Genomic DNA, 17,621 nt, shown 5'->3' on the forward strand with positions numbered 1-17,621 from the left:
GTCTGACCGGATGTCAGCCGGAGTGTGACCGTTCGGCGGAGCAAAGGTGACCAACACTCAAGTCTGTGATCTTCACGTGATCTGCGCGGCATTAACTTGTGACAAGTGATCGTCTGCCGATACGTTCACTCGTCAGCGCGGAGCATCGGTCTCACCGCCGCGCCGGTCAGTGCTGTCCAGAGAAAGGCCCCTCGCATGCTCTCCGGGAACGGTCGTCACCGTCGCCCCCGCCAGGCCCCGGCCCTCCTTGTCGCGGCCGGAGTGACGGGCTCCGCCATCGCCATCCCGCTGCTCGCCGCCTCCGGCGCGAGCGCGGCCGACGGCACGGTGTGGGACAAGGTGGCGCAGTGCGAGACCGGCGCCTCGTGGAGCGCCGACGACGGTGACGGCGAGTACGGCGGCCTGAACCTCACCCAGAAGGACTGGGAGGCGTACGGCGGCCTCGACTACGCGACGAGCGCCGACCTGGCCAGCCGCAGCCAGCAGATCGCCGTGGCACAGAAGGTGCTCGCGGCCGACGGGATCGGCGCGTGGGGCACCTGCGGGCTGACCTCCGGGCTCACCCAGGAGAACGGCGCGCTGAACGTGGACACCGGCGTGGCGGACGACTCGTCCGACTCGTCCGACTCATCTGGGTCTTCCGGATTGTCCGACCTGTCCAGGGGGTTGTCCGGATCCTCGGGCTCCTCGACGAGTGACGACTCCTCGACCGGATCGTCCGACTCGTCCGCCGATTCCTCCGGTTCGCCCTCGGCGTCCGCTTCCTCCCCTTCGTCCTCTTCCTCCGCCGCCACGGACGACTCCGGCACGTCCGGCGGTTCCGGCGGCCGGAGCGGGTCGACGGGCGACGACTCGCCCACGGCGACCCCGGAAGCGGACGACTCAGACAATTCAGGCCAGGACGAGGGTTCTTGGAGCCTCGTCGACACCAGCTCCCTCGGCTCCGGCCGCCACCGTGGCGCCACCGCCGACGAGCCGGCGACCAAGAGCGCGACCGACACCGGCGTGGGCGGCACCACCACCGCCTCCGCCGGCCGGCACGCCGCGGCCACCTATGTGGTCCAGGAGGGCGACTCCCTCGCGTCCATCGCCGACTCCCTTGGCCTCGACGGCGGATGGCGCGCCCTCTACGCCGAGAACAGGGACCTCATCGGCGTCGACCCGAGCAACATCGCCGCCGGTCAGACCCTCGACACAGGGGTCCAATAGGGCGCAAAGCCCAAGAAAAACAGCGGGAGTTCACGTCACGCTTCGCGCCGAATGTCCGATTTGGTGAAAGTGTGGGATGAGTCTCAGAAGCCCTGATCGTCTTTGAAATTCCGCCGATCGCGTGTCTACGGTCGAGGCCGCTCGGCAACCCGAGCCCCGGCCGTCGCAACGCCGAATCCTGCCAGCGACGACCCGGGAACAGTCGTCGCGCAAGCGCCGTAGGCAGGAGCGGGGGACCCAAGGTAAGTGCCGCGCCGGTCGGTTGACCGGAACGGCTCGGGGTGAAGCCACACCTCCCACGGAGCAGCGCTCCGGCGGACGAGGAAGTGGCCGGGCAACTCACACGGCCCGAACCCGACAGCTCACCTCGCAGGCGTCGGTGAGGGGATCCACCATGCTGTTTTCCGGTAAGGGCAAGCACCGCCGTCCCTCCAAGGTCACCCGTGTCGCCACGCTCGCCGGTGTCACCGGCGTCGCCATCGCCGCCCCGCTGATGGCGGCCGGCAACGCCTCCGCCGCCACCGCCTCCGAGTGGGACGCGGTCGCCCAGTGCGAGTCCGGTGGCAACTGGTCCATCAACACCGGCAACGGCTACTACGGCGGCCTCCAGTTCTCCGCCTCCACCTGGGCCGCGTACGGCGGCACCGCCTACGCCTCGCAGGCCGACCAGGCCTCCAAGACCCAGCAGATAGCCATCGGCGAGAAGGTCCTCGCGGGCCAGGGCAAGGGCGCCTGGCCGGTCTGCGGCACCGGCCTGTCCGGCGCCGCCTACAACGGCGGCAGCGCCGCGGGCTCCGGCTCGTCCAGCTCGTCCGGCTCCTCCGGCTCGTCGGACAGCGGCAGCACCACCAGCCGCTCGACCGAGGAGCAGAGCGCCTCCCGCTCGACCGACCGCCCGGCCGCCTCCAAGACGGTCACCACCCCGACCGGCAAGAAGGTCAAGAAGGGCGACGGCGAGTACAAGGTCGTCAAGGGCGACACCCTCAGCTCCATCGCCGAGAAGCACAAGGTCAAGGGCGGCTGGGCGAAGCTGTTCGAGCTGAACAAGGACATCGTCGTCGACGCGGACCTCATCTACCCGGGCCAGCAGCTGCACCTGAAGTGACGCTGGGCGCGCGGTGACGCGGCGTCCGAAGTGACGCTGCGCCCGAAGTGACACCTGGCCCCCAGAGAAGCCACAGCGCCCTCACATCCGAGGTCGGCACACTGAAGAGACCTCGTGAGGGTCACCCCCCGTCCCCACGGGCTCCCCGCTCCGGTGCGTGTTCCCCCGTACGCACCGGAGCGGGGTTTCTCTTTGCCCGTTCGTCACTTCCTGTCGGCCTTTCTCGGCCACCCCCTTTGTTCCGGGCGGAAACAATAGGTACGGTCTCCCTGTCCACGGGACGGTCGGTCGGCTGCCGACGGCTCCGGGGCGGTTAGGCTCTAGTCGCAAGGCTCAGCAAGGGATCGTCACGGTCCCTGGGCCCCGCACAACCAGCGTCACATCCCAAGAAGGAGATGCTCGTGCCGTCCATCGACGTCGTCGTAGCCCGGGAAATCCTGGACTCCCGAGGCAACCCCACGGTCGAGGTCGAGGTCGGCCTCGACGACGGCAGCACGGGTCGTGCCGCCGTTCCGTCCGGCGCCTCCACCGGTGCCTTCGAGGCCATCGAGCTCCGCGACGGTGACCCCAACCGCTACCTCGGCAAGGGTGTCGAGAAGGCCGTCCTCGCCGTCATCGAGCAGATCGGCCCGGAGCTCGTCGGCTACGACGCCACCGAGCAGCGCCTGATCGACCAGGCCATGTTCGACCTGGACGCCACCGACAACAAGGGCTCGCTCGGCGCCAACGCCATCCTCGGCGTCTCGCTCGCCGTCGCCCACGCCGCCTCCGAGGCCAGCGACCTGCCGCTGTTCCGCTACCTGGGCGGCCCCAACGCGCACCTGCTCCCGGTGCCGATGATGAACATCCTGAACGGCGGCTCGCACGCCGACTCCAACGTGGACATCCAGGAGTTCATGATCGCCCCGATCGGCGCGGAGACCTTCTCCGAGGCCCTGCGCTGGGGCGCCGAGGTCTACCACACCCTCAAGAAGGTGCTGAAGACCAAGGGTCTGTCCACCGGCCTCGGCGACGAGGGCGGCTTCGCCCCGAACCTGGAGTCCAACCGCGCCGCGCTCGACCTCATCCTCGAGGCCATCAAGCAGGCCGGTTACGTGCCCGGCGAGCAGATCGCGCTCGCGCTCGACGTCGCCGCGTCCGAGTTCTACAAGGACGGCAAGTACGAGTTCGAGGGCAAGTCCCGCTCGGCCGCCGAGATGACCGAGTACTACGAGGAGCTCGTCTCCGCGTACCCGCTCGTCTCCATCGAGGACCCGCTGTACGAGGACGACTGGGCCGGCTGGAACGTCATCACCCAGAAGCTGGGCGACAAGGTCCAGATCGTCGGCGACGACCTCTTCGTCACCAACCCCGAGCGTCTGGCCCGTGGCATCGAGGAGGGCTCCGCCAACGCCCTGCTCGTCAAGGTCAACCAGATCGGTTCGCTGACCGAGACCCTGGACGCCGTCGAGATGGCCCAGCGCAACGGCTTCAAGTGCATGATGTCCCACCGCTCCGGCGAGACCGAGGACGTCACCATCGCCGACCTCGCGGTCGCGGTGAACTGCGGTCAGATCAAGACCGGCGCCCCGGCCCGCTCGGACCGCGTCGCCAAGTACAACCAGCTGCTGCGCATCGAGGAGATCCTCGACGACGCCGCGGTGTACGCCGGCCGCTCGGCGTTCCCCCGCTTCAAGGGCTGACCCGTGCCGGGTTGACCCATACCGGGTCAAGCCTTAGCCAGTCGTACGTACGTCCCCGTACCCGGTCCCGTACCGTGTGCGGGGACGTACGCACGTGTGAGACGGGAGGCGGGAAGCAGTGGCCGTGAAGGACCGGGACCGTTTCTCCACCGCGACCAGGATCAAGCTGCTCGGCGAGCAGACCGCGGCCCGGGTCTACCGCTCCCAGACCAAGCGCCAGGCCCGCCGCTCCCGGCTCACCGGCCGCGCCGCGCTCCTCGCGCTCGTCCTGTGCACCCTGATCGTGGCCCTGGCCTATCCGATGCGCCAGTACGTCTCCCAGCGTGCCGACATCGCCGATCTGGAGCGCGAGAAGCAGCAGGCCGCCGAACGCGTCGAGCAGCTGCGGGACCTCAAGGCGCGCTGGCAGGACGACGCCTACGCCGAGCAGCAGATCCGGCAGCGGCTGCACTACGTGCTGCCGGGGGAGACCGGGTTCGTCGTGATCGACCCGGACGCGGCCAAGCAGTCCCGCGCCGACCTCGGGGCGACCGACCGGCCCTGGTACTCGAACGTCTGGGACGGCGTCGACAAGTCCGACGCCTCCGACCAGTGAACCGACCGATAGAAAGACAGGCATGGAATCGCCCCCGCCGACCACCCCGCGCACCGAGCCCACCGACGCGGACGTCGAGGCCTTCAAGCAGCAGCTCGGCCGGCCGCCGCGCGGTCTGCGCGCGATCGCGCACCGCTGCCCGTGCGGGCAGCCGGACGTCGTGGAGACGGCCCCCCGCCTGCCCGACGGCACTCCCTTCCCGACGCTGTACTACCTGACGTGCCCGAAGGCCAACTCGGCCATCGGCACGCTCGAGGCGAACGGCGTGATGAAGGAGATGACGGAGCGGCTGCAGGCCGACCCGGAGCTGGCGGCCTCCTACCGTGCCGCGCACGAGGACTACGTCCGGCGCCGGGACGAGATCGAGGAACTGAAGAACTTCCCCAGTGCGGGCGGCATGCCGGACCGGGTGAAGTGCCTGCACGTGCTCGTCGCGCACTCCCTGGCCGCCGGTCCGGGCGTGAACCCGCTCGGCGACGAGGCCCTGGGGATGCTCCCGCAGTGGTGGAGCAAGGGCACCTGCGTGGTGTCGCCCCAGCCGCCGTCCGGTGACGGCCGGCAGGGGGAGACGCCCGAGGACGGGTCGGGCCGCTTCGCTGTCAAGCCGGCCGAGGGGAACGCCTGATGACCCGCGTCGCCGCCGTCGACTGCGGCACGAACTCGATCCGCCTCCTCGTCGCCGACGCCGACCCGGCAACCGGTGAGCTGGTCGACCTGGACCGCCGGATGACGATCGTCCGCCTCGGCCAGGGCGTCGACCGCACCGGACGGCTCGCCCCCGAGGCGCTGGAGCGGACCTTCGCGGCCTGCCGGGAGTACGCGGCCGCCATCAAGGAGTACGGCGCGCAGCGGCTGCGCTTCGTCGCCACCTCCGCCTCCCGGGACGCGGAGAACCGGGACGAGTTCGTGCGCGGGGTGCTGGACATCCTCGGCGTCGAGCCCGAGGTCATCACCGGCGACCAGGAGGCCGAGTTCTCCTTCACCGGCGCCACGAAGGAACTCGTCGGGCGCGCCGACCTGGCCAAGCCCTTCCTGGTGGTGGACATCGGCGGCGGCTCGACCGAGTTCGTGGTCGGCGACGACCGGGTCCGCGCCGCGCGCTCCGTCGACGTGGGCTGTGTACGGATGACGGAGCGGCACCTGGTCGTGGACGGGAAGGTCACCGACCCGCCCACCGCCGGGCAGATCGCGGCGATGCGCGCCGACATCGAGGCCGCTCTCGACCTCGCCGAGCGGACGGTCCCGCTGCGCGAGGCGCACACCCTGGTCGGCCTGGCCGGCTCGGTGACGACGGTCGCGGCGATCGCCCTGGGACTGGAGGCGTACGACTCCACGAAGATCCACCACGCGCGGATCGGTGTCGACCGGGTCAGGAGCATCAGCGACGACCTGCTCAAGGCGACCCACGAACAGCGCGCGGCCCATCCGGCGATGCACCCGGGCCGGGTGGACGTGATCGCGGCGGGCGCGCTCGTCCTGCTGGCGATCATGGAGCGGATCGGTGCGGAGGAGGTCGTCGTGAGCGAGCACGACATCCTCGACGGCATCGCCTGGTCGATCGCGTGACCTTGGCCGGCCCGCTACTTGCACTCTGCTGAGCAGGCAGGATGCCCGTATGAGCAGTCCCGAGGGGCCCTTGGCGGCCCCTCGGACGCGTTCCGGAGGCACCCCCTCGGGAAAGTTCGTGAAGTTCTTCACAAGGAATTCGGCCCTGTCGGAGGACAGATGCGTCTCCGTTGACCCTTCCGGGGGCCCAACACCCGTGTGAACGTGTTCAAAAGAGGCGCGCGCGGACGTATCGCGGAGGTCCCGTGAGGGTCCCCCGCGCGGCCCTCACGGAGCCCTTCCGGGGCCGGAGAGGCAGCTCACGCGGCATTGACAACGTCACGCCCTACACGCTGGTTCCCCCTCCGCGCCATGACGTGGATCACGCGAGCCGCGGAGGATAGCACACACCCCCGGGAAGCTTGTGAAGGGGCGCACGAGCGACCCCCCTCGAGCGGGTGGATACTCGATGGCATGAGCACCACGGAGCGTCCCAGGATCCTCGTAGTAGGCGGTGGGTACGTAGGCCTGTACGCAGCTCGGCGCATCATGAAGAAGATGCGCTACGGCGAGGCGACCGTCACGGTCGTCGACCCCCGGTCGTACATGACCTACCAGCCCTTCCTCCCCGAAACCGCCGCCGGCAACATCTCCCCGCGCCATGTCGTCGTCCCGCTGCGACGCGTGCTGCCCAAGGCGGAGGTCCTCACCGGCCGGGTCACCACCATCGACCAGGACCGCAAGGTCGCCACGATCGCCCCGCTGGTCGGCGAGGCGTACGAGCTGCCCTTCGACTACCTGGTGATCGCGCTCGGCGCGGTCTCCCGCACCTTCCCGATCCCCGGCCTCGCCGAACAGGGCATCGGCATGAAGGGTGTCGAGGAGGCCATCGGCCTGCGCAACCACGTCCTCGAGCAGCTCGACAAGGCCGACTCCACGACCGACGAGGAGATCCGCCGCAAGGCGCTCACCTTCGTCTTCATCGGCGGCGGTTTCGCCGGCGCGGAGACCATCGGTGAGGTCGAGGACCTGGCCCGGGACGCGGCCAAGTACTACAAGACGGTGTCCCGCGAGGACATGCGCTTCATCCTCGTCGACGCCGCCGACAAGATCCTTCCCGAGGTCGGCCCCAAGCTGGGCCAGTACGGCAAGGAGCACCTCGAGGGCCGCGGTGTGGAGATCTACCTCTCCACCTCCATGGACTCCTGCGTCGACGGCCACGTGGTGCTGAAGAACGGCCTCGAGGTCGACTCCAACACCATCGTGTGGACGGCGGGCGTCAAGCCCAACCCGGTGCTGGCCCGCTACGGCCTGCCGCTGGGCCCCCGCGGTCACGTCGACACCGCCCCGACCCTCCAGGTCCAGGGCACCGACTACATCTGGGCCGCCGGCGACAACGCGCAGGTCCCGGACGTCGCCGCCCGCAAGGCCGGCGTCGAGAACGCCTGGTGCCCGCCGAACGCGCAGCACGCGCTGCGGCAGGCCAAGGTCCTCGGCGACAACGTGATCTCCGGTATGCGGGGCTTCCCGCAGAAGGAGTACTCGCACGCCAACAAGGGTGCGGTGGCGGGCCTCGGCCTCCACAAGGGCGTCGCGATGATCGTCATGGGCAAGGTGAAGATCAAGGTCAAGGGCCGTCTCGCCTGGTACATGCACCGCGGCTACCACGGCCTGGCGATGCCGACGTGGAACCGTAAGATCCGCGTCTTCGCCGACTGGACGCTCGGCATGTTCCTCAAGCGCGAGGTCGTGGCTCTCGGCGCGCTGGAGTCCCCGCGCGAGGAGTTCTACGAGGCCGCGAAGCCGGCGCCGGTCGCCGCGAAGCCGGCCGCCGAGAAGACCGAGAACGAGAAGGCCAAGGCCTCCTGACCTCCGGTCACCGAAACACCCCCGAAGGGGCCGTCCGCCATCCGTGGTGCGGACGGCCCCTTCGGCGTTCGCCCCCGGCCCGCGCCCCCGGCCCGCGCTGCCGGCCCGCGCTGCCGGCCCGCGTCGGCCCCGTCGCCGGCCCGGACGCATGCCGTGTACATGTATTTTGCCGAGTCGTGACGGCCGCGCGGGACTGGACCGCGCGCTCTTCCGTGTTTACGTGGTGTCAGGACATTGCGGGATCACCCGTCACGGAGGTGTGCATCATGGCTGACGCCGCGCCGCGGCTCCATGCCCTCGTCGAACAGTTGCTGGGAGCCCCCTTCCCGGTGCGCGTCCGCGCCTGGGACGGTTCGCAGGCGGGTCCGCCCGATGCGCCGACCCTGGTCGTACGCAATCGCCGGGCCCTGCGCCGGCTCCTCTTCAAGCCCGGTGAACTCGGCCTCGCCCGCGCCTGGGTGGCCGGCGACCTGGGGATCGAGGGGGACCTGTACACCGCCCTCGATCTGCTCTCCGGCCTGATCTGGGAGCGCGGCGAGGACGCCCGTACGCTCGCTCAGGCGCTGCGCGACCCCGCGTTCCGGTCGGCGGTGCGCGGCCTGCTCAGGCTCGCCGGACCGCCGTTGCCGCCCGCCCCGCCGCGTGAGGAGGTCCGCCGGACCGGCCACCTCCACACCCGCGGCACCGACCGGCGCGCCATCAGCCACCACTACGACGTCGGCAACGACTTCTACGCGCTCGTCCTCGGCCCGTCCATGGTCTACTCGTGCGCCTACTGGGAGTCCGGCGACAGCACCCTCGAACTCGCCCAGCACGACAAGCTCGAACTCGTCTGCCGCAAGCTGGAGCTGAGACCGGGGTCGCGGCTGCTCGACGTCGGCTGCGGCTGGGGCTCCCTCGCCATCCACGCGGCCCGCGAGCACGGTGCGACCGTCGTCGGGGTCACCCTGTCCCAGGAGCAGGCGGCGTTCGCCCGCAAGCGCGTCGCCGACGCCGGGCTCACCGACAAGGTCGAGATCCGCGTCCAGGACTACCGGGACGTCACCGACGGTCCGTTCGACGCGGTCTCCTCCATCGGCATGGCGGAACACGTCGGCTCCGAGAGGTATCTGGAGTACGCGCACGCCCTGTTCGCGTTGCTGCGGCCCGGCGGCCGGCTGCTCAACCACCAGATCGCCCGACGTCCGCACCGCGACGAGTCGGCGTACGGCGTGGACGCGTTCATCGACGCCTATGTCTTCCCGGACGGCGAACTCGCCCCCGTCGGCACCACGGTCACCCAGCTCGAACGCGCGGGCTTCGAGGTGCGTGACGTCGAGTCGATCCGCGAGCACTACGCCCTCACCCTGCGCCGCTGGGTCGCCCGCCTGGAGGCCGACTGGGAGCGGGCCGTCCACCTCACCAGCCCCGGCCGGGCCCGGGTCTGGCGGCTCTACATGGCGGCCTCCGCCGTCGCCTTCGAACGCAACCAGATCGGCGTCAACCAGGTCCTGGCCGTCCGCACCCCCGGGTCGGGCGACTCCGGGATGCCGCTGCGCGCCCGCACCTGGAACTGACCGCCGCGCGACGCACGAGGGGCCCCGCCGCGTCGCGCGGCGGGGCCCCGACCGGGCCCGCGTTCCTCGGGCCTGAACTCCTCGGGCCCGTCCTGTTCGGACGGCCTACTCGGACTTGATCGCGGCCAGCATGTTCAGGCGTGACGCCCGCCGGGCCGGCCACAGCGCGGCCAGGATGCCCACCCCGGCGGCCAGCAGCAGGAAGACGGCCATCCGGGCCCACGGCAGGACCAGTTCGTACGTCGGCATGCTGGTGCCGAGCAGCTCACCGGCCGCCCAGCCGAAGAACACGCCCAGTCCGATGCCGAGCACCCCGCCGAAGAGCGAGATCACCAGGGACTCCAGCCGGACCATCCGCTTGACCGAGCGCCGGTCCAGGCCGATGGCCCGCAGCATGCCGATCTCCTGGGAACGCTCGAAGACCGACATCGCGAGGGTGTTGATGACGCCGAGGACCGCGACGATCACGGCCATCGCGAGCAGCCCGTAGAGCATGTTCAGCATCAGCGTGAACATCTGCGCGATCTCGTCGGAGAGGTCCTGCTTGCTCTGGACCTTGATGGCCGGGTTGGAGCCGAGCGCCTTCTCCAGCCGGTCCTTGGTGGCGTCCGAGGTGCCGCCGGACGTCTTGACCATGACCCGCATGTCGGTCGGGTCCGCCAGATGCGGGGTGAGGGCCGCGTTGTCCAGCAGGATGCCCTCGATCAGCTCGTTGCCCTCGTAGACCCCGGAGACCGTCAGCTGCTGCTTCCTGCCGTCCTCGTAGTTCACCGTGAAGGACGAACCGGCCTTCCAGCCATGGGACTCGGCGGTGGAGTCGTCGACGACGACCTGTCCGCCGGCCACCTCGAAGGAGCCGTCGTCGACCTTGAGGTCGGTCAGCGCGCCGATGGTGGAGCCGGTGACGCCGGTGAGGTACTCGGTCGTGCCGTCGATCCGGCCGGGCGCGTTGCGCATCGGGCTGGTGGCGGTCACCCCGTCGGTGGCCCTCAGCTTCTCGTCGATGTCTGCGGAGAGCTCGTTGCCGTTCGCCATCGACACGACGTAGTCGGCCCTGATCGCGGAGGACGCCATCTTGTCGATGGACTTCTGGAGACTGCCCGCCATCACCGTCATACCGGTGATCAGGGTCAGGCCGATCATCAGCGCGGAGGCCGTGGCCGCCGTGCGGCGCGGGTTGCGCACCGAGTTCTGCCGGGCCAGCTTGCCGGACACCCCGAAGATCCGCAGGATGGGCGCGGCGGCCGCGATGAGCGGGCGGGACAGCAGCGGGGTCAGGATGAAGATGCCGAGGATCAGCAGGACCGCGCCGATGCCCATGGGGGCCTGGCCGTCGGAACCGCTCATCGACGTCGCGGCCAGGACCACGGCGACGCCCGCCGCCGAGAACAGCGCGCCCAGCGTGTTGCGCAGCACCAGCGACTTGGTGCTCGCGGTGGCGTGCACGCTGCTCATCGCGGCGACCGGCGGGATCTTCGCGGCCCGGCGGCCGGGCAGCCAGGCGGCCAGCATGGTGATGACGACGCCGACGACGAGGGCGGCGGCGATCGTGCCGCCCGAGACGACGAGCGGTCCGTCGGGGACGGTCGCGCCCAGCGTCCCGAGCAGCGAGCGCAGCCCGGCCCCGATGCCGATACCCGCGACCAGACCGGTCACCCCGGCGACCGTGCCGACGACGAACGCCTCGATCAGCACCGACCGGGTGACCTGCCGGCGGGAGGCGCCCACGGCCCGCATCAGCGCGAGTTCCTTGGTGCGCTGGGCGACCAGCATGGTGAAGGTGTTGGCGATGATGAAGGTGCCGACGAACAGCGCGATCCCGGCGAAGACCAGCAGCCCCTGCTTCATCCCGCTCATCGAGGCGGAGATCGCCTCCGCCTGGTCGTCGGCGAGTTGCTCACCGGTGACGGTCTCGACCTCGCCCTTCGGCAGGGCGGCGTCCAGCGCGGACTTCAGCGCGCTCTGCGAGGTTCCGGCGGCGGCCCGGACGTCGATCTCGTCGTAGGTGCCGGTCTTGCCGAAGAGCGTCTGGGCGGTCGCCGTGTCGAACAGGGCGAGGCTGCCGCCGGCCGCGACATTGCCGTCGTCGGTGGTGAAGATGCCGGTGATCTTCGGGGCGAGGACGGGGCCGTCGACGGAGATCCGTACGGTGTCGCCGACCTCGTACCCGGCCCGCTCGGCCGTCCTGGAGTCGATGACGACCTCGCCGGAGCCGCTCGGGGCGTGCCCGGTGGCGAGCGGGTACCGGGTGTCCTCGGCGCCCCAGTAGTTGCCGCCCTGCGACTGGAAGCCGCCGCCGATGAGCTTGCCGTCCTTGTCGGCGATGGCGGTGAAGCCGTTGACGACGCCGATGGCGGACGCGGCGCCCGGCACCTTCGCGCTCCGCTCCAGCAGCGCCTGGGTCAGCTCGGGCGTCTTGACGATGCGGTCGCCGACGTCGTCCTGGACCTCGGCGGTGACGGCGACGTCGACCTGGTCGAAGCCCTTGGCGGAGCTCTTCTGGAGAGCGCCGGAGAGGGTGTTGGTGAAGACCAGGGTCCCCGACACGAAGGCCACGCCGAGCATCACGGCGAGCACGGTCATCAGGAGCCGGGCCTTGTGCGCGAGCACGTTGCGCAAGGCGGTACGGAACATGGGTGTTGTCTTCTCAGTCCTGCTCGTCGTCGAGCGGTCGGTCCCGGGCGGAGATCGGCTGGTCGGGGATCAGGTGGTGCGGCCCTTGGAGTCGAACTGCTTCATGCGGTCGAGCACCGAGTCGGCCGTCGGGCCGTACACCTCGTCGACGACCCGGCCGTCCGCGAGGAAGATCACCCGGTCCGCGTAGGCCGCCGCCACCGGGTCGTGGGTCACCATCACCACCGTCTGGCCCAGCTCCCGCACCGAGTTGCGCAGGAAGCCGAGCACCTCGGCGCCCGAACGCGAGTCGAGGTTTCCGGTCGGCTCGTCGCCGAAGATGATGTCGGGCCGGGAGGCGAGGGCGCGGGCGACGGCGACCCGCTGCTGCTGACCGCCGGAGAGCTGCGAGGGCCGGTGGCTCAGCCGGTCGGCGAGCCCCACCATCCGGATGACCTTTTCCAGCCACTCCTTGTCCGGCTTGCGACCGGCGATGTCCATCGGGAGCGTGATGTTCTCGATCGCCGTCAGCGTCGGCAGCAGGTTGAACGCCTGGAAGATGAACCCGATCTTGTCCCGGCGCAACTTGGTGAGCTGCTTGTCCTTCAGCGCGCCGAGCTCGGTGTCGCCGATGCGCACGGAGCCGGAGGAGAAGCTGTCGAGGCCCGCCACGCAGTGCATCAGCGTGGACTTGCCGGAGCCGGACGGCCCCATGATCGCGGTGAACTCGGCCTGCCGGAAGTCGACCGAGACCCGGTCCAGAGCGACCACCTGAGTCTCGCCCTGTCCGTAGATCTTCGACAGGTCCGTGGCGCGTGCGGCGACGGCGGTGGTCCGGTCTGCGAGGGGGCTGGTGGTCACGGGCGTGGCTCCTGACGGGACGACGACATGTCTGGGGGACATGAACCATCGTCCTGGCCGCCGACGGCCGTGTAGTCACCCGCTGTTCCGGTTCCGAGGGCAGCCTCGGGTCGGACGGTGGACCGCCGTGTCATACCTGGGGATGACCCCCGTCCCTGAGGGCCGGGTCGTCAAGAACCGGTGGAGCAACCTCGTTCGGACGGTGAAATTCCGTCATTCCGCATACGTAAGCGGTTGCCACGCGCGAGGCTACTGGCAAGTGCAGATGGCGAGTTCCAGGTGCTGATGCACCCTCAGACGTCAATAAAATAAGACAACATCGGTCCGCTGTTCCGCTGTTCGAGGGACGGATCCCGATAGGGTCGGAAGCTCAAGCGGAGCCCTCAGGCCTGCCCAGATGGTGGAATGCAGACACGGCGAGCTTAAACCTCGCTGCCCCTTCGCGGGCGTGCCGGTTCAAGTCCGGCTCTGGGCACTTCCGACGTCTCGGCGATCGCTGCATCCTCCATCGAGGCATTGACCGCCGTGGCGGCCGGCTCCCGGCCGCGTCTCCACGTCTCGACCGTTGACACCCGGTGGGCAGGGGCGCAAACTCACGTTTTAAGACAGTGAAGAAAACTTCACTGTGCGAACAGTGAAGGGAAACGCCCGATGCGCACCACCGTCGGCATCGTCGGCGCCGGCCCGGCCGGCCTCCTCCTCGCCCGTCTGCTCCACGTCGCGGGCATCGACTCCGTCGTGCTGGAGAGCCGCGACCGGGCCTACGTCGAGCAGCGCCAGCGCGCCGGGATCCTGGAGCAGGGCACGGTGGACGTGCTGCGCGCGGCCGGCGCCGGGGAGCGCATGGACCGTGCGGGGCTGCGCCACGACGGCATAGAGCTGCGGTTCGCCAGGCAGCGGCACCGCGTCGACTTCCCCGCCCTCACCGGCGGCCGGTCGGTGACGGTCTACGCGCAGACCGAGGTGTGCAAGGACCTCATCGCCCTCCAGCTCGAGGACGGCGGCCCGCTGCTGTTCGAGGCGGAGGCGCTGGCCGTCGAGGACGCCGGCACCGACCACCCGCGGGTCCGCTTCCGCCACGAGGGCGTCGAGGACGTCCTCGAGTGCGACTACGTCGTCGGCTGCGACGGCTTCTGGGGTGTCGCCCGGCAGGCGATCCCGGCCGCGTCGACCCGGACCTTCGAGCGGACGTACCCCTTCGGCTGGCTCGGCATCCTCGCCGACGTGCCGCCCTCGCACGACGAGCTGGTCTACGCCCGCCACGACCGCGGCTTCGCGCTGCTGTCCATGCGCTCCCCGGCCGTCTCCCGCCTCTACCTCCAGGTGCCCGAGGGCACGGACGCGCAGGCGTGGGCGGACGAGGAGATCTGGGACGAGCTGGAGCGCCGCTTCGAGACCGACGACGACTGGAAGCTGGAGCGCGGGGCGATCACCCAGAAGTCGGTCACGCCCATGCGCTCCTACGTGCACGAGCCCATGCGGCACGGCCGGCTCTTCCTCGCCGGGGACGCCGCCCACATCGTGCCGCCGACCGGGGCGAAGGGGCTGAACCTCGCCGTCGGGGACGTCGTCACCTTCGCGCGGGCGCTCACCCACCTGAGGGAGACGGGCTCCGCCGCTCTCCTGGACGCCTACTCCGAGACCTGTCTGCGGCGCGTGTGGCAGGCCGAGCGGTTCTCGTACGACATGACCACCCTCCTGCACCGCGCCCCCGACGCCACCCCCTTCGAGGACCGGCTCCAGCTGGCCCGGCTGGAGCGCATCGCCTCCTCGCGGGCCGCCGAGACCGACCTGGCCGAGGCGTACACCGGCTTCTCGTTCGGGTGACCGGACGGCGGGCCCCGTCAAGGGCGCGCCGGGGCCCGTCCGGTCTCCGCGCGGTACCGGACATGTCGCGGCTCGGTCATGAATACGGCCCTCCTGTGCCGGGAATCACGACGCCACGTAGCGTGTTGGGCAGCAGGAAGAGGGAAAGATCCTCCCCAAGCACTAGGGTCAATCCTTTGCCTACCCATTACCCTTGAGCTCAAGGCCGCGCAGTGTGGCCACGGAGGAGTGCAATGAGGAGCAGAAACCCGGTCTTCTCGCGACGGGGGTTCAGCCGCGACAACGGCTACGCGGGCTTCAACGCCGCGCCGCAGGCCGGGGGACCCGCAGTCGGCACGCAGCAGGGCAACCCGTACGCCCAGCAGGCCGGCAACCCGTACGCGCAGAACCCTTACGCCCAGCAGGACCTCTCGCACGGCGCCCCGCCGCAGGCCCCGGCCGCCACCGGCCGGATGACCATGGACGACGTCGTCGCGCGCACCGCGACCACGCTCGGCACCGTGGTCGTCACCGCGGTGCTGTCCTGGGTGCTGCTGCCCGTCGACGAGGCCAACATCGGCAAGTCGTACGGCATCGCCGTCGGCGCCGGTCTGGTCGCGATGGTGCTGGCCCTGATCCAGTCGTTCAAGCGCCGCGCGGCCCCCGCGCTGATCCTGTCGTACGCCGCCCTCGAGGGCGTCTTCCTCGGCGTGATCTCCAGCGCGGTCTCCACGTACATCGCGGACGGCGTCGTCGCCCAGGCGGTGATGGGCACCATGGCGGTCTTCGCCGGCGTGCTCGTGGCGTACAAGGCCGGCTGGATCCGCGTCAACCGCCGCTTCTACGGCTTCGTGATGGCCGCGGCGCTCGGCTTCGTGCTGCTGATGGCCGTGAACCTGCTGTTCACCGTCTTCGGCGGCGGCGACGGCCTCGGCTTCCGCAGCGGGCCGCTCGGCATCGTGTTCGGTGTCATCGGCATCCTGCTCGGCGCCTGCTTCCTGGCCCTGGACTTCAAGCAGGTCGAGGACGGCATCGCGTACGGCGCCCCGCGCGAGGAGGCCTGGCTCGCCGCCTTCGGCCTCACGCTGACGCTGGTGTGGATCTACATGGAGTTCCTGCGACTCCTCTCGATCCTCAACAGCGACTGAGCGAGCGCGACCGAGCTACCGGGCGGCCGAAACCGCCCGGACGGCGACACCGAGAAGGGCCCCGGGATTCCGATCCCGGGGCCCTTCTCCGTGTCCGTAGGGTGGTGTGTCGCGTGCGCGCTAGAGGAGTTTGCGCGCGGCCCTCCTCAGGTCGTACTCGTGGATGATCGCCTTGGCGTGGCCGTACGCGAGGTTGTGCTCGGCGCGCAGCCAGCTGACCTTCTCCTCGAAGCGGAGAGCGGGGCCTTCGTCGACGGTGCGCAGCCAGTCGGCGACTTCACGACCGGTGCAATGGGGGATGCGGGCCAGTATGTTGCGGTGGGTCTCCTCGGAGAGGACATGGGACATCGGCGCCTCCGGTAGCAAAGGGGATGTAGGCCGGTCCTTCAGGTCACCGTGCCTGAGTGTTCGCCCGTTGGCAACAGTGCCGGTGCGACGCGTAGTCTCGCGGCGTGGCTGATACGACGTCCCTGACCCGTGCGGTGGACCACTTCGCCGATCGTCTGCGCGCGGCTTCGCAGAGCCGGCTCCAGAGAGGCGCGGCCACGGAGGCGCTGGCGCTGGCCAGGGAGTTGGTGCGGCGCGCGCAGCTCATCGAGGAGCCCGGAGCGCTGCCGCGCGAGATGCCGGACGCCGGGATGTTCGCCGCCGCCGATCAAATCACCGTCGCGGTGCACGACTTGGCCCTCGTACTCACGGACGAGGGCCAGGTTCGGGAAGCTCTGGAGTTGGTGGCGCAGGCGCAGAAGCGGGCGGGCGTGTGAGCCTCACAGGCTCGCTATGACCCGGTCGGCCAGGATGTAGACGTTCTCCGCGCCGCACTGGAACGTCAGGGTGTACGCGCCCGAGATGCCCGACCCGCCCAGCAGGAACGGGGTCTCGCCCGCGGTGAGGGCCGCGGCGAGGCGTTCCGCCGTCTCGCGGTGGCCCGGGGTCATGCACAGCGTGGTGCCGTCGGCGAAGACGTAGACGTCGAGGGTGCCGAGCGGACCCGGGCGGACGTCGGTCAGCTCGATCTGGGACGCGGCCAGTTCCTCGAGCGTCGCCACCGTGCGCTCGTGGTCGTTCACGATCGGTGACTGGACCGGTACGAAGTCGGGGTGGGACGGGTGGCGGCGGCGGGCCGCGGCCAGTTCGGCGGAGTCCCCGGCGAACTCGTCGGCGTCCGCGCCCGGCTCGGACACGGACTCCAGCGGCTCCAGGCCCACGAAGTCGGTCTGGCGGGGCAGGAACAGCTCGCTGTCCGGGAGGCCCAGCAGGGAGGGCGCGTCGGAGGCGTCACGCGCCTCCTGGGCGGCCCAGAACGCGCGCGCCTCGGCGAGCTCCCGCTCCCGCTCCTCGGCGAGCGCCTCGGCCACGGCAGCGCGTATCTCGGCCGCGTCGGCCGTGGTGCGGGCGGCCGGGACGAAGCCGCGCAGTTCGGCGGCGGTCTCCTCGGCGTTCCTGGCGTCCCTGGCCAGTTGGGTGTGCAGGGCGGCGACCTGCCGGCGCAACTGCAAGAGGGTGCGCAGGACGGCGACGCCCACGGCGCCCGTGGCGGCCGTGGTGACCAGCAACGCGATCGGCATGGCGCTCACTGACGTACTCCCGGTTCAAAGTCGACCCCCGACTTCCTACATCAGCTTGAAGGGT

The 17,621-nt window shown here is 70.3% G+C and carries 15 protein-coding genes, 1 tRNA gene and 1 riboswitch; of the genes, 12 read left to right on the forward strand and 4 right to left on the reverse strand.

The genetic code is table 11. The annotated features are described in order from the left end of the window. Positions 1-195 precede the first annotated feature (195 nt). The 8 genes from ABT070_RS31490 to ABT070_RS31525 all read left to right on the forward strand — a co-directional run bounded on the left by ABT070_RS31490 (position 196) and on the right by ABT070_RS31525 (position 9,561). Positions 196-1,209: a LysM peptidoglycan-binding domain-containing protein gene (locus ABT070_RS31490; protein WP_351765547.1), complete on the forward strand. Its 1,014-nt coding sequence runs from the start codon at positions 196-198 to the stop codon at positions 1,207-1,209. Positions 1,210-1,413: 204 nt separating this feature from the next. Next, positions 1,414-1,600, forward strand: a riboswitch (cyclic di-AMP (ydaO/yuaA leader). A gap of 3 nt (positions 1,601-1,603) precedes the next feature. Further along, positions 1,604-2,314, forward strand: a complete 711-nt coding sequence (locus ABT070_RS31495; protein WP_351765549.1) for a transglycosylase family protein — start codon at positions 1,604-1,606, stop codon at positions 2,312-2,314. A 395-nt stretch (positions 2,315-2,709) separates the two neighbouring features. Further along, positions 2,710-3,996 (forward strand): phosphopyruvate hydratase, encoded by a 1,287-nt coding sequence (gene eno / locus ABT070_RS31500; protein ID WP_351765551.1) that lies wholly within the window; start codon positions 2,710-2,712, stop codon positions 3,994-3,996. 118 nt (positions 3,997-4,114) lie between these two features. Next, positions 4,115-4,591, forward strand: a complete 477-nt coding sequence (locus tag ABT070_RS31505; protein WP_351765553.1) for an FtsB family cell division protein — start codon at positions 4,115-4,117, stop codon at positions 4,589-4,591. 22 nt (positions 4,592-4,613) lie between these two features. Beyond that, the gene (locus tag ABT070_RS31510; RefSeq protein WP_351765555.1) at positions 4,614-5,216 is read left to right on the forward strand and encodes a DUF501 domain-containing protein; all 603 of its coding nucleotides are present in this window, start codon (positions 4,614-4,616) and stop codon (positions 5,214-5,216) included. Continuing rightward, the gene (locus ABT070_RS31515; protein WP_351765557.1) at positions 5,216-6,157 is read left to right on the forward strand and encodes a Ppx/GppA phosphatase family protein; all 942 of its coding nucleotides are present in this window, start codon (positions 5,216-5,218) and stop codon (positions 6,155-6,157) included. The genes ABT070_RS31510 and ABT070_RS31515 overlap by 1 nt, the downstream gene beginning before the upstream one ends. 453 nt (positions 6,158-6,610) lie before the next feature. Then, on the forward strand, positions 6,611-8,005 hold the full coding sequence (locus tag ABT070_RS31520) for an NAD(P)/FAD-dependent oxidoreductase (protein ID WP_351765559.1): 1,395 nt from the start codon (positions 6,611-6,613) through the stop codon (positions 8,003-8,005). 266 nt (positions 8,006-8,271) lie between these two features. Next, positions 8,272-9,561, forward strand: coding sequence for a class I SAM-dependent methyltransferase (locus ABT070_RS31525; RefSeq protein WP_351765561.1), 1,290 nt, complete (start codon positions 8,272-8,274; stop codon positions 9,559-9,561). 105 nt (positions 9,562-9,666) lie between these two features. On the opposite strand, the gene ABT070_RS31530 is transcribed toward ABT070_RS31525, so the two are convergent. Both ABT070_RS31530 and ABT070_RS31535 read right to left on the reverse strand, forming a co-directional pair. Continuing rightward, the gene (locus tag ABT070_RS31530) at positions 9,667-12,195 is read right to left on the reverse strand and encodes an ABC transporter permease (RefSeq protein WP_351765563.1); all 2,529 of its coding nucleotides are present in this window, start codon (positions 12,193-12,195) and stop codon (positions 9,667-9,669) included. Positions 12,196-12,264: 69 nt separating this feature from the next. Next, entirely contained in the window at positions 12,265-13,035 is a 771-nt protein-coding gene (locus tag ABT070_RS31535; protein WP_351765565.1) for an ABC transporter ATP-binding protein, read from the reverse strand. 391 nt (positions 13,036-13,426) lie between these two features. On the opposite strand from ABT070_RS31535, the gene ABT070_RS31540 reads away from it, so the two are divergent. From ABT070_RS31540 to ABT070_RS31550, 3 genes are all read left to right on the forward strand, one after another. Further along, positions 13,427-13,510, forward strand: a tRNA-Leu gene (locus tag ABT070_RS31540). 176 nt (positions 13,511-13,686) lie between these two features. Beyond that, positions 13,687-14,862, forward strand: a complete 1,176-nt coding sequence (locus ABT070_RS31545; protein ID WP_351765567.1) for a 4-hydroxybenzoate 3-monooxygenase — start codon at positions 13,687-13,689, stop codon at positions 14,860-14,862. 233 nt (positions 14,863-15,095) lie between these two features. Beyond that, entirely contained in the window at positions 15,096-15,989 is an 894-nt protein-coding gene (locus ABT070_RS31550) for a Bax inhibitor-1/YccA family protein (protein WP_351765569.1), read from the forward strand. 120 nt (positions 15,990-16,109) lie between these two features. On the opposite strand, the gene ABT070_RS31555 is transcribed toward ABT070_RS31550, so the two are convergent. Next, complete coding sequence (locus ABT070_RS31555; protein WP_020128488.1) at positions 16,110-16,337, reverse strand: DUF4287 domain-containing protein; 228 nt, start codon at positions 16,335-16,337, stop codon at positions 16,110-16,112. A gap of 104 nt (positions 16,338-16,441) precedes the next feature. Between ABT070_RS31555 and ABT070_RS31560 the strand changes: the two genes are divergently transcribed. Beyond that, positions 16,442-16,753: a hypothetical protein gene (locus ABT070_RS31560; RefSeq protein WP_351765571.1), complete on the forward strand. Its 312-nt coding sequence runs from the start codon at positions 16,442-16,444 to the stop codon at positions 16,751-16,753. Between the two features lie 3 nt (positions 16,754-16,756). Here the strand turns inward: ABT070_RS31560 and ABT070_RS31565 are convergent, their stop codons facing one another. Continuing rightward, positions 16,757-17,566, reverse strand: a complete 810-nt coding sequence (locus tag ABT070_RS31565; RefSeq protein WP_351765573.1) for a hypothetical protein — start codon at positions 17,564-17,566, stop codon at positions 16,757-16,759. Positions 17,567-17,621 lie beyond the last annotated feature (55 nt).

The organism is Streptomyces sp. NPDC002884 (assembly GCF_040295245.1).
Lineage (GTDB): Bacteria > Actinomycetota > Actinomycetes > Streptomycetales > Streptomycetaceae > Streptomyces.

What these genes read in the sequence shown, in the direction of transcription:
- ABT070_RS31490 (WP_351765547.1), top strand. Translation starts at nt 196, where the DNA reads ATGCTCTCCGGGAACGGTCGTCACCGTCGCCCCCGCCAGGCCCCGGCC.
- ABT070_RS31495 (WP_351765549.1), top strand. Translation starts at nt 1,604, where the DNA reads ATGCTGTTTTCCGGTAAGGGCAAGCACCGCCGTCCCTCCAAGGTCACC.
- eno (WP_351765551.1), top strand. Translation starts at nt 2,710, where the DNA reads ATGCTCGTGCCGTCCATCGACGTCGTCGTAGCCCGGGAAATCCTGGAC.
- ABT070_RS31510 (WP_351765555.1), top strand. Translation starts at nt 4,614, where the DNA reads ATGGAATCGCCCCCGCCGACCACCCCGCGCACCGAGCCCACCGACGCG.
- ABT070_RS31515 (WP_351765557.1), top strand. Translation starts at nt 5,216, where the DNA reads ATGACCCGCGTCGCCGCCGTCGACTGCGGCACGAACTCGATCCGCCTC.
- ABT070_RS31520 (WP_351765559.1), top strand. Translation starts at nt 6,611, where the DNA reads ATGAGCACCACGGAGCGTCCCAGGATCCTCGTAGTAGGCGGTGGGTAC.
- ABT070_RS31525 (WP_351765561.1), top strand. Translation starts at nt 8,272, where the DNA reads ATGGCTGACGCCGCGCCGCGGCTCCATGCCCTCGTCGAACAGTTGCTG.
- ABT070_RS31530 (WP_351765563.1), bottom strand. Translation starts at nt 12,195, where the DNA reads ATGTTCCGTACCGCCTTGCGCAACGTGCTCGCGCACAAGGCCCGGCTC.
- ABT070_RS31545 (WP_351765567.1), top strand. Translation starts at nt 13,687, where the DNA reads ATGCGCACCACCGTCGGCATCGTCGGCGCCGGCCCGGCCGGCCTCCTC.
- ABT070_RS31550 (WP_351765569.1), top strand. Translation starts at nt 15,096, where the DNA reads ATGAGGAGCAGAAACCCGGTCTTCTCGCGACGGGGGTTCAGCCGCGAC.
- ABT070_RS31555 (WP_020128488.1), bottom strand. Translation starts at nt 16,337, where the DNA reads ATGTCCCATGTCCTCTCCGAGGAGACCCACCGCAACATACTGGCCCGC.